General features: G+C 70.2%; 14 protein-coding genes. 5 read left to right on the forward strand and 9 right to left on the reverse strand.

What is annotated here, in order from left to right; genetic code table 11:
- Positions 1 to 22: 22 nt before the first annotated feature.
- The 5 genes from I2W78_RS14760 to I2W78_RS14780 form a co-directional block, all read right to left on the reverse strand.
- Positions 23 to 2794, reverse strand: coding sequence for a type I restriction-modification system subunit M (locus I2W78_RS14760; protein ID WP_196460222.1), 2772 nt, complete (start codon positions 2792 to 2794; stop codon positions 23 to 25).
- Between the two features lie 143 nt (positions 2795 to 2937).
- The gene (locus I2W78_RS14765; RefSeq protein WP_196460224.1) at positions 2938 to 3651 is read right to left on the reverse strand and encodes an RloB family protein; all 714 of its coding nucleotides are present in this window, start codon (positions 3649 to 3651) and stop codon (positions 2938 to 2940) included.
- Positions 3651 to 4910 carry an AAA family ATPase gene (locus I2W78_RS14770; protein ID WP_196460226.1) on the reverse strand — a complete coding sequence of 420 codons (1260 nt, stop codon included), beginning with the start codon at positions 4908 to 4910 and terminating at the stop codon, positions 3651 to 3653. The genes I2W78_RS14765 and I2W78_RS14770 overlap by 1 nt, the downstream gene beginning before the upstream one ends.
- A gap of 61 nt (positions 4911 to 4971) precedes the next feature.
- The gene (locus I2W78_RS14775) at positions 4972 to 5718 is read right to left on the reverse strand and encodes a LuxR C-terminal-related transcriptional regulator (protein ID WP_196460228.1); all 747 of its coding nucleotides are present in this window, start codon (positions 5716 to 5718) and stop codon (positions 4972 to 4974) included.
- The gene (locus I2W78_RS14780; RefSeq protein ID WP_196460230.1) at positions 5715 to 7013 is read right to left on the reverse strand and encodes an ATP-binding protein; all 1299 of its coding nucleotides are present in this window, start codon (positions 7011 to 7013) and stop codon (positions 5715 to 5717) included. The genes I2W78_RS14775 and I2W78_RS14780 overlap by 4 nt, the downstream gene beginning before the upstream one ends.
- 179 nt (positions 7014 to 7192) lie before the next feature.
- Between I2W78_RS14780 and I2W78_RS14785 the strand changes: the two genes are divergently transcribed.
- Together I2W78_RS14785 and I2W78_RS14790 are read left to right on the forward strand one after the other, a co-directional pair.
- Entirely contained in the window at positions 7193 to 8719 is a 1527-nt protein-coding gene (locus tag I2W78_RS14785; RefSeq protein ID WP_230885453.1) for a PspC domain-containing protein, read from the forward strand.
- On the forward strand, positions 8706 to 8930 hold the full coding sequence (locus I2W78_RS14790; protein ID WP_196460232.1) for a hypothetical protein: 225 nt from the start codon (positions 8706 to 8708) through the stop codon (positions 8928 to 8930). Before I2W78_RS14785 ends, I2W78_RS14790 begins: the two co-directional genes overlap by 14 nt.
- A 602-nt stretch (positions 8931 to 9532) precedes the next feature.
- Here the strand turns inward: I2W78_RS14790 and I2W78_RS14795 are convergent.
- A complete protein-coding gene (locus I2W78_RS14795) occupies positions 9533 to 10066 on the reverse strand; it encodes a DoxX family membrane protein (protein ID WP_196460234.1) in 534 nt (177 codons plus the stop codon).
- A 217-nt stretch (positions 10067 to 10283) separates the two neighbouring features.
- Positions 10284 to 11579: a hypothetical protein gene (locus tag I2W78_RS14800; RefSeq protein WP_196460236.1), complete on the reverse strand. Its 1296-nt coding sequence runs from the start codon at positions 11577 to 11579 to the stop codon at positions 10284 to 10286.
- 216 nt (positions 11580 to 11795) lie between these two features.
- Here I2W78_RS14800 and I2W78_RS14805 point away from each other — a divergent pair, with 216 nt between their 5' ends.
- Complete coding sequence (locus I2W78_RS14805; protein WP_196460238.1) at positions 11796 to 12692, forward strand: DUF4429 domain-containing protein; 897 nt, start codon at positions 11796 to 11798, stop codon at positions 12690 to 12692.
- 50 nt (positions 12693 to 12742) lie between these two features.
- Here I2W78_RS14805 and I2W78_RS14810 read toward each other — a convergent pair whose 3' ends face one another.
- Positions 12743 to 13537, reverse strand: coding sequence for a class II aldolase/adducin family protein (locus I2W78_RS14810; protein ID WP_196460240.1), 795 nt, complete (start codon positions 13535 to 13537; stop codon positions 12743 to 12745).
- A 143-nt stretch (positions 13538 to 13680) separates the two neighbouring features.
- On the opposite strand from I2W78_RS14810, the gene I2W78_RS14815 reads away from it, so the two are divergent.
- A complete protein-coding gene (locus I2W78_RS14815; protein ID WP_196460242.1) occupies positions 13681 to 14154 on the forward strand; it encodes a pyridoxamine 5'-phosphate oxidase family protein in 474 nt (157 codons plus the stop codon).
- Between the two features lie 16 nt (positions 14155 to 14170).
- Here the strand turns inward: I2W78_RS14815 and guaA are convergent, their stop codons facing one another.
- Positions 14171 to 15745: a glutamine-hydrolyzing GMP synthase gene (guaA, locus tag I2W78_RS14820; RefSeq protein WP_196460244.1), complete on the reverse strand. Its 1575-nt coding sequence runs from the start codon at positions 15743 to 15745 to the stop codon at positions 14171 to 14173.
- Positions 15746 to 16132: 387 nt separating this feature from the next.
- Between guaA and I2W78_RS14825 the strand changes: the two genes are divergently transcribed.
- Positions 16133 to 16477 (forward strand): chorismate mutase, encoded by a 345-nt coding sequence (locus tag I2W78_RS14825; protein WP_307783965.1) that lies wholly within the window; start codon positions 16133 to 16135, stop codon positions 16475 to 16477.
- Positions 16478 to 17000: the final 523 nt, after the last annotated feature.

A 17000-nucleotide genomic window follows, 5' to 3' on the forward strand; every position in this document is an offset into this window, starting at 1 on the left:
GAGCTCAGTAGTTGGCCACGCTTCAGCCCTCATACCTAAGCTCCTTCAAGAACCCCTCCAACGCCTCCGCAGCCGCTTCCCGCCGCCCCTCGATCTCCCGCAGCGAAACCCCGTACTTCTGCTCCCACACCCGATACGTCTCCGCCAACTCCCGCCGACGTCGCACCACGTGCCCTTCGAGCTTCGTCTCGAGGTCGGCGCGGAGGATGCTGAGGACCACCTCCCGTTCACCCGCCCTCTCGGCCAGCTCGCGGCGAGCCTTGGTCAGGCCCGCCTCGGGCGGCTCTGCCGCAGCCTCGGGCCTCGCGGCCACCGGCAGCTCCAACAACGCACCCTGCCCAGCCGCCTCCTCCGCCGCCGGAACCGCCTTGCGCTTGCCCTTGCCGGAAACCGAAGCCCCCTTCTTCGCAGCCCTCTCGCGCTCCGCCTCCCGCTTGGTGCGGATCGAGGCCACCGGCCAGAACGCGTCCTCCAGGTCCTCGATCGCCCGCTTGGCCTCCGCCCGCCGCTTCGTCAGGTCCCGCATCTCGGCCTTGCTCAGGACGGCCTCTGCCAATGCCGGGTCGATGCCACTCCCGGCGCCCGACTCGGCATCCGCGTCGTCGTCACCGTCCAGCGCCGCCTGCCGCGCCTCCGCCAACGCCGCCTCTGCCTCCTGCGCCGCCTTCGCCTTGGCGTCCAGTTCGGCGTGGGTACGCTCCGCCGATGCCAGGTCCTCCAGGAACTTCGGGGCGATCGCCGCGACCACCTTGTGGTCGTACGCCTGCCTCCGCTCCGCCGCCGTACGCTCCCGCCGGCCGCCCGTGCGCGGGTCCGGCTCGGGGGCGAGCATGGTGTGGACCGTCTCCCCCCAGCCGTCGACGACTCCCGCAAAACCGGTCACCGACAACGCCTTCAGCTCGTTCTTCGCATCGTGCCACCAGCCTGCCACCGCGCCCGCGAGCGCGTACCGGTCGAGGAGACCGACCGACAGGAGCCGGTTCTGGAAGGAACCGATCAGGTCCTTCCGCAGTCGCGCGAGCTGGGCCTTGCGCTCCTGGTCGGTGCGGTCGTCCCCGGCCACGGGCTCCAGGGCCGCGATCTGGTCCGCTTCCGCCGTCCACCACTCCGCGAAGGCGTCCCAGAGCATCTGCTCCCGTCCGCTCGCCAGCTCCGCCAGACGCGCCGCGTCCGGGCGGCGTTCCGGCTCGGGGAAGTCGACGTAGTCCGGGTCGTCGGCGCGTACGTCGAACAGGTCGGACACCTTGATGTCGTAGGCGTCCAAGAGGTCCTTCTTCGCCTCGACCTCCGTCACCGGTACGCCGCCGACCAGGTGCGCCCGCACATCCTGCGGCTCCGGCGGCGGCGTGTTGTCGACGTAGCGACGGATGTTGAAGTTGAAGTCGTTGTCCGCCAGTTCCTCCCGCGTCACCGCGCGTGCGAAGCCGGGTACGTCCTCGAAGACCTCGTCGTCCTGCCAGGCGTGGAACGTCGAGACGATCTTCTCGATGTGCTCGGGGAGCAGGATGTTCTGCGCCCGCTCGGCGTGGAACTCGCGGTCCGCGTTGATGAAGAGGACCTTGCCCCGGCGGTCGGGGCGGCGGCGGCTCGGCGGGCGCAGGACCAGGACACAGGCCGGGATTCCCGTGCCGTAGAAGAGGTTGGGGGCGAGGCCGATCACGGCCTCGATCAGGTCATGCTCCATGAGGAGCTTCGCGCGGATCTTCTGTTCCTCGCCGCCGCGGAAGAGCACGCCGTGCGGCATGACCGTGAACACCGCGCCCGACCGGCGCTTCACCATGTCCAGCATGTGCTGGAGGAACATCAGGTCCGCCTTGCCGCGCTCGGACGTCTCGCCGTGTGGCATGCGCTGCTTCAGGCGCGGAACCTCGTCCTTCTTGTAGTCCATCGAGAAGGGCGGGTTGCTGAGGACGAGGTCGAAGTCGGCTTCGGGGTGGAGCGGGTTGGTGAGGGTGTCGCCCGTGCGCAGGGAGAACTTCTTGGCCCCGTGGAAGAGCATGTTCATCGTGGCCATCACCCAGGAGCCGCTGTTGGCGTCCTGGCCTGCGAGGCCGAGGTTGCGGGAGTCGCCGCCGTGCTCGTCGACGTACTCCATGGCGTGGATGAGCATGCCGCCCGAGCCCACACAGGGGTCGTACACCCTCATGTCGCCGTGCGGACGGGCCAGTTCCACCATCATGCGGACGACGGCACGCGGGGTGTAGAACTCACCGCCCTTGCTGCCGGCCGTGTCTGCGAAGTCCTTGATCAGGTACTCGTAGGCAGCACCGATCATGTCGGGGAACTCGAAGTCCTCACCGCGCAGCCGGATGCCGCCGAAGTGGTCGATGAGAGAGGCGAGGCGCTTGTCGGCGAGTTCGGCGGCCGACTTGCGCGCGTTGCCGCCGCCTCCGATGCGGTTGAAGTTGACGTGGGCGAACAGGCCGCGCAGCTCGCTGTTGCCCGGCTGTCGTTCGAGTTCGTCCAGGGCGGGCTGGAGATAGTCGGATGCGACGTTGTCTACCGCCCCGGCCAGCCGGTCCCAGCGAGCGGCCTTCGGGACGAAGATCGCGCCGTGGGCGTCGTACCACTCGTACGACTCCGCCTCGTCCTCGGCCTCCTCCTGAGTGTCACCCTCAGCCAGGCGTTCCTTGATGATCGCTTCGCGCGCGGCCTCGAACTCGTCGTTGACCCGCTTGAGGAAGAGCAGGACGAAGATGAAGTCGCGGTACTCGGCGGCGTCCATCGTGCCGCGCAGGATGTCGGCCGCCGCGAAGAGATGGCGTTCCAACTGCGCGAGCGTGAGCTTGGCCACGTACGGCACTCCCCTGGTGACTGTTCGGCTTCCGGTTGCAACATGGCATTGCAATGCGAGCGTGCAACCGGAAGCCTACGGTCTTCCGAGAGGGCCATCGCCACCGCGCGCGACAGTGACTGTGAGTGCCTTTAAGTGCCCGCTCAGTAGTCGGATACGTCCAGGCCTTCTTCGACGAACTTCCACACGTCCGTGTACGGGTCCCAGCCGTTCTGGTCCGCACGGCCGGCGTGACGGCTGACGAGGTCTTCCGCATAGCGCTGTGCCGTCTTGTACCGGCCGCTGAACTGCCCCCGCATGACGTGCTTGGCCTGCTCCTCGGAAACCGATCGGATGGCGGGGCCGTAGGTCTGCGCGAAGCCGGACTGTTGCTTGAGCCGATTCGCCGCGCTGTCGCAGACTCCGCCGAAGGTGCTCGTGTAGTTCTGGTAGTGCAGCAGCCGCCACAGTTCGAAGCACGGGTGGGAGTAGGCGATGTGAAGTTCCTCCCGCTTGGCCTTGGCGAAGGCTGTGGGGATGTCCTCGTGCTGGTCGCGGTCGAACAGGCACCACACCTGCGGCCAGTTCCAGTCGTCGGGACTGATCCCTGCCTTCTTGGCGGCGCGGCGAACCTCGTGCCACTTGGTGATGGCGTCTTCCACCAGCGGGAGCGGCTTGCGGCGCTTGCTGGGCGCGCTGCGGTTCTCGACCTTGCAGACGATCTCGTGACGGGGGTCCTTGCGGGTGCCGTGCTCCGTCACGAAAGTGACGAAACCCGGTTCCGTGACCGCGCCCTCGGTGAAGACGTACACCTCCCGGCGCAGCTTCTTCCGCTTCTTGACGCGTGCCGGATTGTCCCGCCCCTTGTCCCTCGCCATCAGGAACGCTCTGCCTCCCCTGCCAGTGCCGTGAGCACCGTGCGTCCGATCTGGCCCTGGTCGACGTTCGGCACGCCGCCGTAAGCACCTGCCAGGTACGAGTCCTCAAGATCCTCTTCGGGCTTGGGGTCGAAGTCGCTCAGCGGATACAGCTCCGTGGCACCGCGCTTGTCCTTCTCCGTCAGCCAGATCTGCCCCGGCTCAAGCGGCCGGCCGCCTCTGGGGCTCTTCAGCAGGGACGCGTCGTGCGAGGTGAAGAGCAGCTGAGCAGCCGTCTTGTTGGACCAGGTTGCCTGGAACAGTCTGACTACTTCGGATGCGAACCTTGGATGCAAACTCGCGTCCAGCTCGTCGATGAGCAGCACGGCGCCGCTGTCGAGAGCCAGCAGAAGCGGGCCGATGAGAGCGAACCAGGAGCGGGTGCCGAACGATTCCTTCGCCCAGTCCAGGGCCACCGCGGTGTCAGGGTCACTGCCGTGCAGCAGCCTGACCGTAGGGGCACTGCCTCCTGGTTGGCGTTCCACTTCGGCGCCCTGGATACCCAGATCGGCCACTCTCAGCAGGTCCCGGACGCGTTCCCGGTGCCTGTCGTCGAGGAGCTGCTGGGCGGTGTAGGTCTCGCGGTCCCTCAACTCCGTCTCGGGGGTGATGTCCCACAGGTTCGACCGGAACCAGTCGTAGATCCGAGACAGTTGGGGGTGGTTGTCACTCGCGGCGCGGCTGAGGAGCAGTGCGTTGGGACGCGTGGAGCGTGCCAGGCGCGCCCGATCTTGGACACGGTCGCCCGGAAAGTCGTAGACATTCTCACGCGAGGCGTCCCGGTCGAGCCAGACCTGTCGGCGGCCCTTCGGATAGGCGTGGAGCCACTCGGACTCCACCCGCCGGTCGCCCAGCTCGAAGCCGTAGGTCCAGCGCACTCCGTCCTCCAGGACGAAGTCGACCTCGTAGAAAGTGCTCGCCTCCGGCGACTCGGCGTCAAGGGCGAAAGGCTCGCGTTCAGGGACACCGATGTAAGAGGTCCACAAACCGTAGGAGTCCAGGACCGCGCTTCTCATCTTCTTGAGCGCGGTGATGACGTTGGACTTGCCCGAGGCGTTGGCGCCGAAGACTCCGACGACCGGATAGACCGCCAGCTCCTTGCCGTCGGAGAGCCGGACCGTTCGCGCCGCGTCGGACTCCTCCTCGGGCGCAACGACGAAGGACAGCTCCTGCTCGTCACGCAGTGACCGCACGTTCGCCGTACGGAAACGCAGCAGCATAAGGCCCTCCTTCCGTCGGCCACAGCGTATCCGTGTGATCGTAGGCGTGCCTACCGGACGGTCACACCAGCCGTCGAGCCGTCGCCCACCGCGTCAGCTCGTGCCGGTTGGAGAGCTGGAGCTTCCTCAGGACCGCCGAGACATGGGACTCGACCGTCTTCACCGAGATGTACAGCTGCTTGGCGATCTCCTTGTACGCGTAGCCGCGGGCGATGAGCCGCAGGACCTCCCGCTCGCGCTGGGTGAGACGATCCAGGTCCTCGTCGACCGGCGGGGCGTCGGTGGAGGCGAAGGCGTCGAGGACGAAGCCGGCCAGACGCGGTGAGAAGACCGCGTCGCCCTCCTGGACCCGGAATATCGAGTCGACCAGGTCCGTGCCGGTGATCGTCTTCGTGACGTAGCCCCGCGCGCCGCCGCGGATCACGCCGATCACGTCCTCCGCCGCGTCCGAGACGGACAGGGCGAGGAAACGGACCGGCTGCTCGGCGTCGGCCATCAACGCGGCGCAGCGGCGCAGCACTTCGACCCCGCCGCCACCCGGGAGGTGCACATCGAGCAGGACCACCTCGGGCCGGGTCGCGGTGATGACCGTGACCGCCTGGTCGACGTCCGCGGCCTCGCCGACGACCTCGACGCCGGTCTGCTCGGTCTGTCCGATCTCGGCCTGTACGCCCGTACGGAACATGCGGTGGTCGTCGACGAGCACCACGCGCACGTGCCGCTGTCCCGCGCCGCCGCCCGCTGTCGGTGCGGGCTCGGCCGCCTCTTCCGCTCCCGCCGTCCCGTTCGCCTCGGTCGGGTCGCTCATGACGTCTTCTCCGCCCTCTCCATCTCCAGCTCGACCTCCGTGCCGCCGTCGGGCACCGCCCGCAGCCGGGCCGTGCCGCCGTTGCGCTCCATGCGGCCGATGATCGATTCTCTGACGCCCATGCGGTCGGCCGGTATCGAGTCGAGGTCGAAGCCGGGACCACGGTCCCGGACGGACACGAAGACCGTCTTTCCCTCGACCTCGGCGTAGACCTGCACGGCGCCGCCTTCGCCACCGTACTTGGCGGCGTTCACCATCGCCTCGCGCGCGGCCTGCATCTGTGCGCCGATCCTCTCGTCGAGCGGGCAGTCGCCGACCACGACGACCTCTATGGGGACGCCGTGCTTGTCCTCCACCTCCGCGGCGTTGCGCCGTACCGCGTCGGCGAGGGTGGTCGGCTCGTCGGCCTCGTCCTTGCCGGTGCCCTCCGGCTTGTAGAGCCAGGTGCGCAGGTCGCGCTCCTGGGCGCGGGCGAGGCGGCGCACCTCGCCCGCGTTGTCCGCGTTGCGCTGTATCAGCGTCAGGGTGTGCAGCACCGAGTCGTGGACGTGGGCGGCGACCTCCGCGCGCTCCTGGGCGCGGATACGCATCAGCCGCTCCTCGGACAGGTCCTGGGTCATACGGACCAGGTACGGACCGGCGAGGAGCGTTATGCCGACGAGCACCGCGAGGGCCGCCTGCAGGACCGAGCCGAGGTGGGCGGCGGAGCCCTGGAGCACGAAGACGCCGGTGACGCCGGCCGTGACCAGCAGGACCCCGGCCACCGCGCGCAGCAGGGTGAGGGTGCGCTTGCGGCGGCCGACCTCGACCCAGCGGGCCCGGCGGGCGTTGTCCGCCTGGCGCCAGACCAGGGCGACACCGGCGCCGACCAGCACGGTCGGCAGGAGGTAGGCCTGGGCGCCGCCGCCCAGGTTCACATTGCCCACGAAGACCATGGCCACGACGACCATGAGCAGCAGGGCGACGATCTGGCCCTTGTCCGGCTTGCGGGCCACGAGTCTCTTGCGGCCGTCGGACGAGGTCTCGGTGGTGACCAGGGACGGCGGCTTCTGTGCCTCGACGCCGCCGACGCCGAGCGGCACGAAGAACCAGAAGGCGGCGTAGAGCAGCGCTCCGAGGCCGTCGGCCATGAACAGGCCGACGAACACCAGGCGCACCCAGATCACGGGCAGGCCGAGATGCCCGGCGAGCCCCCGCGCGACGCCACCGAGCCAGCGTCCGTCACTGCTGCGGTAGAGCTTGCGCGGCGGCCGCGGTTCGTCGAGTGGCGCTGCTGCGGTTGCGGCTTCCGGCATGCCATTGATGGTCACACGCTCGGCGGGCCGGAGCATCAGGGTCGACCCCTTAGACCACCCTGATCTTCGCCGGGCCCGTCCGTCGAACGCCTCCCCCGCCCCGGCTCAGGGGCGATATCAGGGTCCGACCAGGGTCATTCCGACTCCCGCGGCGGCGGCTCGCCCGTCACCATGGACTCATGACTGATCACCAGCACGCCGCGGATGCCGTGCCCGACGCGGGCACCGCGTCCGACGCTGCGGCCGCGACCACCGCAGGTGAGGAACCGCGCGCGCACGAGGGCGCGCGCGGCAAGAGCAACACGAGCGGCGGCAAGAGCAACACGAGCGCCGGGAGCGCGGCCCGCGGGACCGGTGACCCCGGCGTGCCCAGTGATTTCGGCGGGCCCGGTGATCCCGGCGAGCAGGGTGATCCCGGGGGGCCCAGGACGCTGGAGCCTCCGCACAAGTTCCGGCGGGATCGGCGGCACAAGATGTTCGCCGGGGTGTGTGCCGGGCTGGGGCGGCAATGCGACATGGATCCGGTGATCTTCCGGATCACCCTCGCCGTGCTCTCCGCGACCGGCGGTATCGGACTCATCTTCTACGGCTTCGCCTGGCTCTTCGTCCCGTACGACGACGAGGACGAGAACGAGGTCCGCAAGCTCCTGACCGGCCGGGTCGACGGACAGGCCCTCACCGCCGTGCTGTTCGCGCTGGTCGGCTGCGGTGTCTTCCTGACATTGCTGAACAACGGCGGGGTGCTGACCTTCGCCGTCGTCCTCTCCCTCCTCCTCGCGGGCGCCGGTTACTGGTCGCATCGCCGGGGCGCCCCGGACCCCGACCCGCTGGCGGCGCAGGCGGTCGCCGACGCCCCACCGGAGGCCCAGGCGCCGCCGGTCCCCGCCGCGTACCCCTCCTGGTGGCGGGACCCGATCGTCAAGGACGGCACGCATGTCGGCGGTACCGGCTATCTGTGGGGTCCGCGCGATTCCCGCGACCGGGACATCGCGGCGGCCGTCAACGTCAGCCTCGGTGCGGAAACCGGCCCTCAGGCCTCCCTCACCCAGCGCACCGCGCCGCCCAAGCCGCGCGGCCCGCGCTGGATCGGCGGCTGGGTCTTCCTGCTCGCACTCCTGGCGGGTGCGGTCGGCACACGCGTGACGTGGCAGGAGCAGCCGCTGGGCACCAGCCTGCAGACCGGCCTGGCCTGCGCGCTCGCCGTCATCGGGCTGGGCATCGCGGTCAGCGCGTTCCTGGGCCGCACGGGAGCGGGGTCGATCTTCCTGGCGATCATCACGGCGGGGTTGCTCGCCGGGGCGGCGGCGATGCCCAAGAACATCGGCACGGAGTGGATACGCACGACGTGGCGTCCCGCCGCGGTGGCCGACGTGGAGCGGAAGTACGACCTCGGCACCGGCGTCGGCACGCTGGATCTGACCCGGCTGAACCCGGCGAAGGGCCAGACGGTGTCCACGGACGCCGAGGTGGGCGTGGGCCGGCTGCGGGTGATCGTGCCGCCGGACGTGACCGTGAAGGCGAACATCGACGTGGGGGTGGGTGACATCCAGCTGCCGGGCGAGCAGAAGCAGGACGTGGATGTGGAGCCGGGCAAGTACCGGGAGGTGACGCTGACTCCGGCGTCGGGTGTGAAGGGCGCCGGCACGGTCGATCTCGACCTCAGGGTGGGCGTCGGTCAGGTGGAGGTGAGCCGTGCTGCGTCATGAGTTCCAGCCGGGAAGGCTGGTGGCCGGGGCCGTCGTCACCGCGGCTGGTGTCCTGTACGCCGGGGACGCGGGTGGCGCATGGGAGACACCGTGGTTCGCGGCGTTCCCCATGATGGTGGGCGGACTGTGTCTGGCCGCCGTGGCCGGGATACTGAGCCGGGGCATACGCCGCCGTGGGGCACGCCGCGAGGCCGCCCGGGGCGAGGGCTAGGGAAACGCGCGACGCCGACGTCTCGCGGGTGGGCACCGAATCGGGGACCGCACGACTCGACCGCGCCCCGCCCACCCGCGCGGCTCGACTGCCGCCCCACCTGCGTGGCTCAGCCGCCAGCCGCCTACACGCCCTGACCGGCGAACGTCGGCCACCCAAGTGGCCCGCCACACAATCGCCCCGCGCATTTGCCCAGGCTCCAGCAGCTACCGCCATTGGGTTCCAGCTGCCCAACTGGCTGACCGCCCGGGGAAGCCAGCATCCAGCCGCCCGGGTAGGCCGGCACCCAGCCGCCCAAGGCCCGCCAACCCCGCGGATGGCCCAAACGCCGCCGCCCAGTCAGCAAGTCGGCCGACCAGCAAGGCCAGCTGGCCAAGGCCCCAGCAAGGCCATCCAATCCATGCCAACCCACCCGTGCCAACCAGCCAACACCAACCCGCCAGTGCCAGCCAACCCGCCGATGCCAGCCAGCCCGCCAACGCCAACCCGCCGACGCCAGCCAGCCGATTCCGACCAGCCGATTCCGACCAGCCAATGCCAGCCAACCGATGCCGACCCGCCGATGCCAGCCAGCCAAATAGGAAGCAGCCCCTCACCCCACGCTAGCGATACCCGCCCGCCCGCCGTCGCCGTCGTGAGCGAAGGGCCGCGTCCAGGGAGAGCATGGGGGCGCCGGCGAGGACGAGGGGGAGCCAGGCCATCAGATAGGCGAGGTCGTTGCCGTAGTAGTACGGGTCGGAGGCCCAGCTGACGGTGAGCCAGAGGCTCAGGGAGATCAGCGCGCCGCCGAGGGCGGCGAGGCGGGCGAGGAGGCCGAGGAGGATGCCGATGCCGACGGCGAGTTCACCGAAGGCCATGGCGTAGCCGAAGGCGACCGGGTTCTCCAGGGCCAGGTCGACGAGGGCGGGGATGGCCGAGGAGTCCCGGACGGTGCGCATCGTGTCGCCGATGGAGCCGGAACCGGCTTCCTGCATGAACGCGCTGTCGGTGAGTTTGTCGAGACCGGCGTAGATGAACGTGACGCCGAGGAAGATCCGGAGGGGAAGGAGGGCGTAGCGGGTGGCGGTGTCACGCCAGTCGGCGTGGCCGCCGTCGTAGTGGGAGCTGTGCGTCTCTGTACGAACACCGTGAGTCATCGCTGCATAGCCGCCTCTCGCACGCCGTGCCGTCGCCCTTACAAGACCATACGTACGAAAGGAAGGACCCGCTCATTCACATACCGGCCGGATTTGGCAAAGGTCGGCAGTCCGCCCGAGTCCGCCTGCACAAGTCGAGGTCAGGCCAAGCCCAGCCGGACTGGTCGACGACACCCAACCCGTCTGGCCGATGACACCCAATCAGCCCAGCAGGCCCTCACTCCGTCACCTCGATCACATACGCGTTGGTCTCCACCCCAGCCGTCGTGACCACCCGCACCGCCACCCGCCCGGGTTCCACCTCGGCCGGTACGGGCACGGTCAGCAGGGTGTCCGTCGGGTTGCTGAAGCCGCCGGTGATCGGGACGAGGGGGACGTGGACATGGACGGGGCCGATCTGGACGACCATGCGGGAGAGGCGGTCGGCGGTACCGGCACCCGGCGGGACGAAGCCCGCGCCGCGGATCTCGATGTCCTCGCCGGTGCGGATGGGCGCGTCCAGGTCACCGGCCTCGCGGGCGCGGACGACGGAGAGGACGACGGGGCGGCCGCCCTCGGCGTACTTGCCGGCGAGGTAGGTGGCCGCCGACACCAGGACCACCACCGCCAGCCCCCACGGCAGGTCGGGCAGTTGTTCGGGTCGGCGCGCCAGCCGCACCGCCGCGAACACCAGGGCGACGGCGCTGATCACGACGTACTGGATGTCGGCGAAGGTGCCCCGCCCCGAATCGTCCGTCAGCAGATCGGCCGCCCTCGGCCGGTCCGCGCGGACCTTCTGCAGCCGTTGCCCGAGGACGCGCAGCCCGACCACCCGCCGTACCAGCACGGCGATCCCGCAGGCCACGGCGAGGACGGTCACCACCCCGGCGCCACGGGCGAGTTCGAGGCCGGCGATCAGCTCGTCGCGGGCGCCGGGCGAGGAGGCGGCGGCCAGCTGCCCCGCCAGCACCAGCACGGAGTAGGCGACGAACAGCACCCACATCGCCGCGACGGCACGGGACGTCGACAGGCGGTTGTCCTCGCCGATGACGGGGGCCAGCACGCCACCGCGCGCTCGGTGGAAGAAGGAGGCCGCCGTCAGGGCCACCGCCACCAGCAGCGCCGCGAGCAGCCCGGCGGTACGGGCCGTCGTCCAGCCGGTGCCGATCGCCGTCAGCGACTGCACCAGCAGCAACAGCAGGACCAGCGCCCACACCGCGATCGCCGTGCGGCGCCACAGGCGGGACAGCCAGGCCTCGCCCTCGGCGCGGGCGCGTTCGGCGACCGCCGCCGCGGACTGGGTCAGTTCGTCGGAGACCCACTGGCGAGAGGCCGACGCGGAGTGGGCCACGGCCGCGGGAAGGCCCTGCCCGGCCGCGAACTCGTCCCGCATCAGCAGGAATTCGGCCACCGCCCGCCGATGCCCCGCGCGCGCCCCGTGCGGACAGTCCCCGCAGGTGCAGCCACCGCCATGAGCGCTCCCGAACGCGCCCGTGCGCGCCTCCAGGCTCTGCCTCGCCTCCTGCACCGCCACGCCCGACGCCCGCCTTCCGCGCATCCCCGTGCCCATTCGGCTGCCCCCATTCGGCCGCCCACTTGTCCGGGAGCCGCCGCAACGCCGTACAACTCCCCCGCGATGTCAGCGAATTGTGCCCTACGACACCCGGTACGCGTCCGGCAGGTCCGGGCAGCTCTGTCGGCGTGGGTGAACGCACGGTCGCCGTGTTGACCTGGCTGCGAGAATTTCCGTATGGCCGAGATCATCCAGCGGGACGGGACCTGGGCCTTCGACGGCAGCACGGTGCGCATCACGCCGGGGCTGCACCGCTCCGTGCCGCTGTTCCGGCAGACGTACGGGCAGGTCGTCGTGCCGCTTGAGGCCGTCGCGGGTGTGGTGTACGAGCCCGACCGCAAGCGCGGGCGGCTCCGGCTGCGGCTGCGCGAGGGCGCGGATCCGCTGCTCCAGGCGACCGCCGGCCGGCTGCCCGACGCGGCCGATCCCTACCAGCTCACGGTGGACCTGGACCGTTCCGGGGTCGCCGAGTACGTGGCCGAGGAGATCCGGCAGGCCCTGATGCTGGAGCAGATCCCCAAGGAGCCGACCCACGCGTATCTGCTGCCCGGGCCGCCGGTCCCGGTCTCGGTGCGGTCCTCCGACGGGACGGTCTCCTTCGACGGTACGCAGGTCAGGATCGACTGGAGCGACATCTCGGACCGCGTCAAACGCGCGACCGGCCCGCGGATCATCGCCCTCGGCGACCTCGTCAGGGTCGAGTGGCTGCCCAACTCAGGCTCCGAGGACGGCTTCCTGCGCTTCGTCACCCACGAGACGGCACACTCCAAACTGCCGCCCGAGAAGGACCCGTACGCCCTGGACCTGTGGGGCAGCACCCGCCGCGATCTGCTCACCGCCCTGCTCGCCACCGCCGTCACCGCCCGGCTGCCGCACCCGTCCACCCACTCGCACACCAGCCCCGGCGAACCCACCGACCGCCCACCGCGCCCGAGTCCCACCGTTGCGCCGCCGGCCGACCATCACGACGTACTCCTGCGCCGCCTGCGGGAGTTGGGCGAACTTCACCGGGACGGGGTACTCACGGACGAGGAGTTCGCGATGACGAAGGCGGCGGTGCTGCGGGGGTTCTGAGGACGCCCGCTGGACACCGGATCCCTCTGTACGACAGCAGATCCTGCTCGCTACGACAGCAGATCCGGCTCCCTGCGTGTGATGTCCTGCCACAGCGGCTGGTAGTTGATCCACGCGACCAGATCGCCGCCCAGCTGTTCCCGCGTCGCGACCGCTTGCTTGTGGTCGATCAGGATCGGGCGGCCCGCCGCCTTCGCGGTCAGCTGCACCTGGCAGGAACGCTCCATGGACATGAACCACCAGGCCGCCGCGTCCACCGAGTCGCCGACGGTCAGCAGGCCGTGGTTGCGCAGCACGAGTGCCTTGTGGGAGCCGAGCGCGGCGGCGATACGGCGGCCCTCCTCGGCGTTGACGGAGACGCCGGTGTAGGCGTCGTACAGCGCGTGGTCCTCGTAGAAGGCGCAGCTCTCCTGGGTGATCGGGTCGAGCAGGTCACCGAGCGCGGACAGGGCGCGGCCGTGCACGGAGTGGCAGTGGGCGACGGCGACGACGTCGGGGCGGGCGGCGTGCACCTGGGCGTGCACGGTGAAGGCGGCCTGGTTGACGTGGTAGCGGCCCTCGACGACCTGCCCGTCCTGGTTGGTCAGGACGAGGTCGCTGACGGTGACGTGCCGGAACGGCATGCCGAACGGATTGACCCAGAAGCAGTTCGTGTACTCGGGGTCGCGGGCGGTGATGTGCCCGGAGACGCCGTCCTCGAAGCCGTACCGCCCGAAGACCCGCAGCGCGCCCGCGAGCCGTTCCTTGCGGTGCCGGCGCTCGTCGTCGACCGATTCGTACATCGGCGGCATCGCGAACTGCAGCCGGTCGGTGGGCAGGGGCTGGGGCGGGGTGGGCGCGGGCATGGGTCCTCCAGCGCTGGGTTCCGGTACGGAGCGGAAGTTACCCCCGGTCAGCGCAGGAGAACAGGGCTTCGGTGACATGCGCGACACTCCGCCGCAGCACATACCCGACGGAGGATGTCCGGTTTCGGCGGCACACTCGTCGTATGGCAGCGAACTGGGCATCCTTCGTCACCGCCGAACCCGATCTCGCGAAGACCGTCGAGGAACGCTTCGGCGCCCACACTCACCACATCCTCGCGACCCTGCGCAAGGACGGCTCGCCGCGCACCACGGGGATCGAGGTGCGGTTCCTCAACGGCGAGCTGTGGCTCGGCATGATGCCGGACTCGCGCAAGGCGCTGGACCTGCGCCGCGACCCGCGCTTCGCGCTCCAGGCGAACCCCGGGGAGGGTACGTCGATGGGCGGCGGTGACGTACGGATCGCCGGGCGGGCGATCGAGGTCGAGGACGCGGAGACCAAGGCCAGGTACGGCGAAGAGGTGGAACCGCCGGAGCCGTTCCACCTCTTCCGCACCGAGCTGACCGAGGTCGTACGGACCTACGTCGAGGACGACACCTACCTCGTCCTGCAGGTCTGGAAGCCCGGCGAGCCCCTGCGCACGATCAAGCGCACCTGATCGAACGCCGCAGGGCTCACTCCCACTCGATCGTCCCCGGCGGCTTCGACGTCACGTCGAGGACGACCCGGTTGACGTCCCGCACCTCGTTGGTGATCCGGGTGGAGATCCGGGCGAGGACGTCGTACGGCAGTCGCGACCAGTCGGCCGTCATGGCGTCCTCGGAGGACACCGGGCGGAGCACGATCGGGTGGCCGTAGGTCCGGCCGTCGCCCTGGACACCGACGGACCGGACGTCCGCGAGCAGCACCACCGGGCACTGCCAGATGTCACGGTCGAGGCCGGCCGCCGTCAGCTCCTCGCGGGCGATGGCATCGGCCTCGCGAAGCAGGTCGAGCCGCTCCTTGGTGACCTCGCCGACGATACGGATGCCCAGTCCCGGTCCCGGGAACGGCTGGCGCTGGACGATCTCCTCGGGCAGGCCGAGCTCCTGGCCGACCATCCGGACCTCGTCCTTGAACAGCTTGCGCAGCGGCTCGATCAGCTTGAACTCGAGGTCCTCGGGGAGGCCGCCGACGTTGTGGTGGGACTTGATGTTGGCGGTGCCGGTGCCGCCGCCGGACTCCACCACGTCCGGGTACAGCGTGCCCTGGACCAGGAACTCCACGGCCGGACCCTCGTCCGCGATGATCTCGGCCTGCGCCTGCTCGAAGACCCGGATGAACTCGCGGCCGATGATCTTCCGCTTCTCCTCGGGGTCGGAGACCCCGGCCAGCGCCTTGAGGAACCGCTCCTCGGCGTCGACGACCTTCAGCTGCACGCCGGTGGCGGCCACGAAGTCCTTCTCGACCTGCTCGGTCTCGCCCTTGCGCATCAGGCCGTGGTCGACGTACACGCAGGTCAGCTGGGGGCCGATGGCCTTCTGGACGAGGGCGGCGGCGACGGCGGAGTCCACGCCGCCGGACAGACCGCAGATCGCGCGCTTGTCGCCGACCTGGGCGCGGATCGCCTCGACCTGCTCCTCGATGACGTTGCCGGTGGTCCAGGACGGGCTGAGGCCCGCGCCCCGGTACAGGAAGTGCTCCAGCACCTGCTGGCCGTGCGTGGAGTGCATGACCTCGGGGTGGTACTGGACGCCGTACAGCTTCTTGTCGTCGTTCTCGAACGCGGCGACCGGGACGACGTCCGTGGAGGCCGTGACGCGGAAGCCCTCGGGGGCGGCGGAGCACGCGTCGCCGTGCGACATCCACACGGCCTGCTCCTCCGGGGTGCCCTCGAAGAGGGTGGAGGACGACTTGGACACATGCAGGTCCGTACGGCCGTACTCGCGGGCGCCCGTGTTGTCCACCGTGCCGCCGAGGGCCTGCGCCATCAGCTGGAAGCCGTAGCACATGCCGAAGACGGGGACGCCGGCCTCGAAGATCTCGCGGTCCAGACGGGGCGCGCCCTCCTCGTACACCGACGAGGGGCCGCCGGACAGGATGATCGCCGCCGGATTCTTGGCGAGCATCTCCTGGACCGGCATCGTGCTCGGCACGATCTCGCTGTAGACCCGGGCCTCGCGGACGCGTCGGGCGATGAGCTGGGCGTACTGCGCACCGAAGTCGACGACCAGGACGGTGTCGGGGGCGGCGGGGGTCGCTGATGACACGGGTTGCCTTCCGGCGGCTTGATGAGGGGCTGTACCACCAATTCTAACGGGGCTGGCGCGGGTGACCGCCGTCTCAGGATGCGAACCGGATTGGCCGTCACCGAAAGCCACGGCATACTGACCACATGCTCACGCACCCGACCTTCGTCTTTACCTATGGCAACCGGCCCGCCGGCTGCCATGGTCGTGCTGCTTGAGCAACTGACAAGCGACTTCCCAGGCGCCCCGGGCCGACAAGGTCCGGGGCGTCTGGCGTTCTCCGGCTCTTGTCGCTCCGGGGCCGCGTCCGACGAGGAGCCCCCGATCATGACCACCACAGCCGAGAACACGCGGACGGCCGCTCCGGCCGCCATCGCAGCCGAGCACGCGCAGACCCCGAGCGCAGCCGTGGCCGCCGCCGCGACCACCGCCGCCGCGACCACCGCAACCGCGGCCACCGCCCCCTCCCCCTCCCCCTCCACCGACAAGACCGGCGCCCGCACCGACGAGGCCGCCGAGCTGATCGCCGGTGCGCGTGACCGCATCGACGCGCTCGACGACCGGATCATCGGCCTGATCCAGGAACGGATGGCCGTGTCGGCCGTGATCCAGGAGGCCCGCATCACCTCCGGCGGGCGGCGTGTGAACCTCTCCCGGGAGATGGAGGTGCTCGGCCGCTACCGGCAGGAGCTCGGCAAGCCGGGCACCGCCCTCGCCATGACGCTTCTCGAACTGTGCAGGGGTCGCATCTGAGTTCGCACCCCCTCTCACCCGTACGGCCCGTGACCGCCGCCCGCCGCTCTTCGTTGGTCCCGATGTCCGTGCCAGCCAGGGGCGGGCCCGAAAGAACCACGCGTGGCTCGCTGGAGCGATGAGACGTACGGATCGTGCCGTGCGTCGTGGGACCTCGCTCCGGGGAAGTGACCGGACGGCAGGGGACAGCAGCCCGGTCACCCAAGAGAACGGTCGGCTCCGGGGACGCCCGGGGCCGACCGGCGGGAATGTCCAAGGCAGCCCAAGTCCCGCCGCAGACAACCGCATTGTGGTGCGGTACGGCGCAACCCGGTGGCGCGACGACGCACCGCCAGAGGCCGAGACCATCCGGAGACAAGCGGCGCAACCCCCCGGCGCCGCTTCCCAGGCACCGGCGCTGCCCTGACGCCGGTGCTGACGAAAGAAGGGCCCCGCGGCTCCGCCCCGCGGGGCCCTTCTTCATGCCCCGACGTCGACCGGCCGACAGGCCGCTACACCAAACCCCCACCTCTCATCCACTGAT

The organism is Streptomyces spinoverrucosus (assembly GCF_015712165.1).
In the GTDB taxonomy this organism is placed as follows: Bacteria; Actinomycetota; Actinomycetes; order Streptomycetales; family Streptomycetaceae; genus Streptomyces; species Streptomyces spinoverrucosus_A.

Bases quoted from the DNA above. Each gene is read 5' to 3' on its own strand.
- I2W78_RS14765 (WP_196460224.1), bottom strand. From the start codon at position 3,651: ATGGCGAGGGACAAGGGGCGGGACAATCCGGCACGCGTCAAGAAGCGG.
- I2W78_RS14770 (WP_196460226.1), bottom strand. From the start codon at position 4,910: ATGCTGCTGCGTTTCCGTACGGCGAACGTGCGGTCACTGCGTGACGAG.
- I2W78_RS14775 (WP_196460228.1), bottom strand. From the start codon at position 5,718: ATGAGCGACCCGACCGAGGCGAACGGGACGGCGGGAGCGGAAGAGGCG.
- I2W78_RS14780 (WP_196460230.1), bottom strand. From the start codon at position 7,013: ATGCCGGAAGCCGCAACCGCAGCAGCGCCACTCGACGAACCGCGGCCG.
- I2W78_RS14785 (WP_230885453.1), top strand. From the start codon at position 7,193: ATGACTGATCACCAGCACGCCGCGGATGCCGTGCCCGACGCGGGCACC.
- I2W78_RS14795 (WP_196460234.1), bottom strand. From the start codon at position 10,066: ATGACTCACGGTGTTCGTACAGAGACGCACAGCTCCCACTACGACGGC.
- I2W78_RS14805 (WP_196460238.1), top strand. From the start codon at position 11,796: ATGGCCGAGATCATCCAGCGGGACGGGACCTGGGCCTTCGACGGCAGC.
- I2W78_RS14810 (WP_196460240.1), bottom strand. From the start codon at position 13,537: ATGCCCGCGCCCACCCCGCCCCAGCCCCTGCCCACCGACCGGCTGCAG.
- I2W78_RS14815 (WP_196460242.1), top strand. From the start codon at position 13,681: ATGGCAGCGAACTGGGCATCCTTCGTCACCGCCGAACCCGATCTCGCG.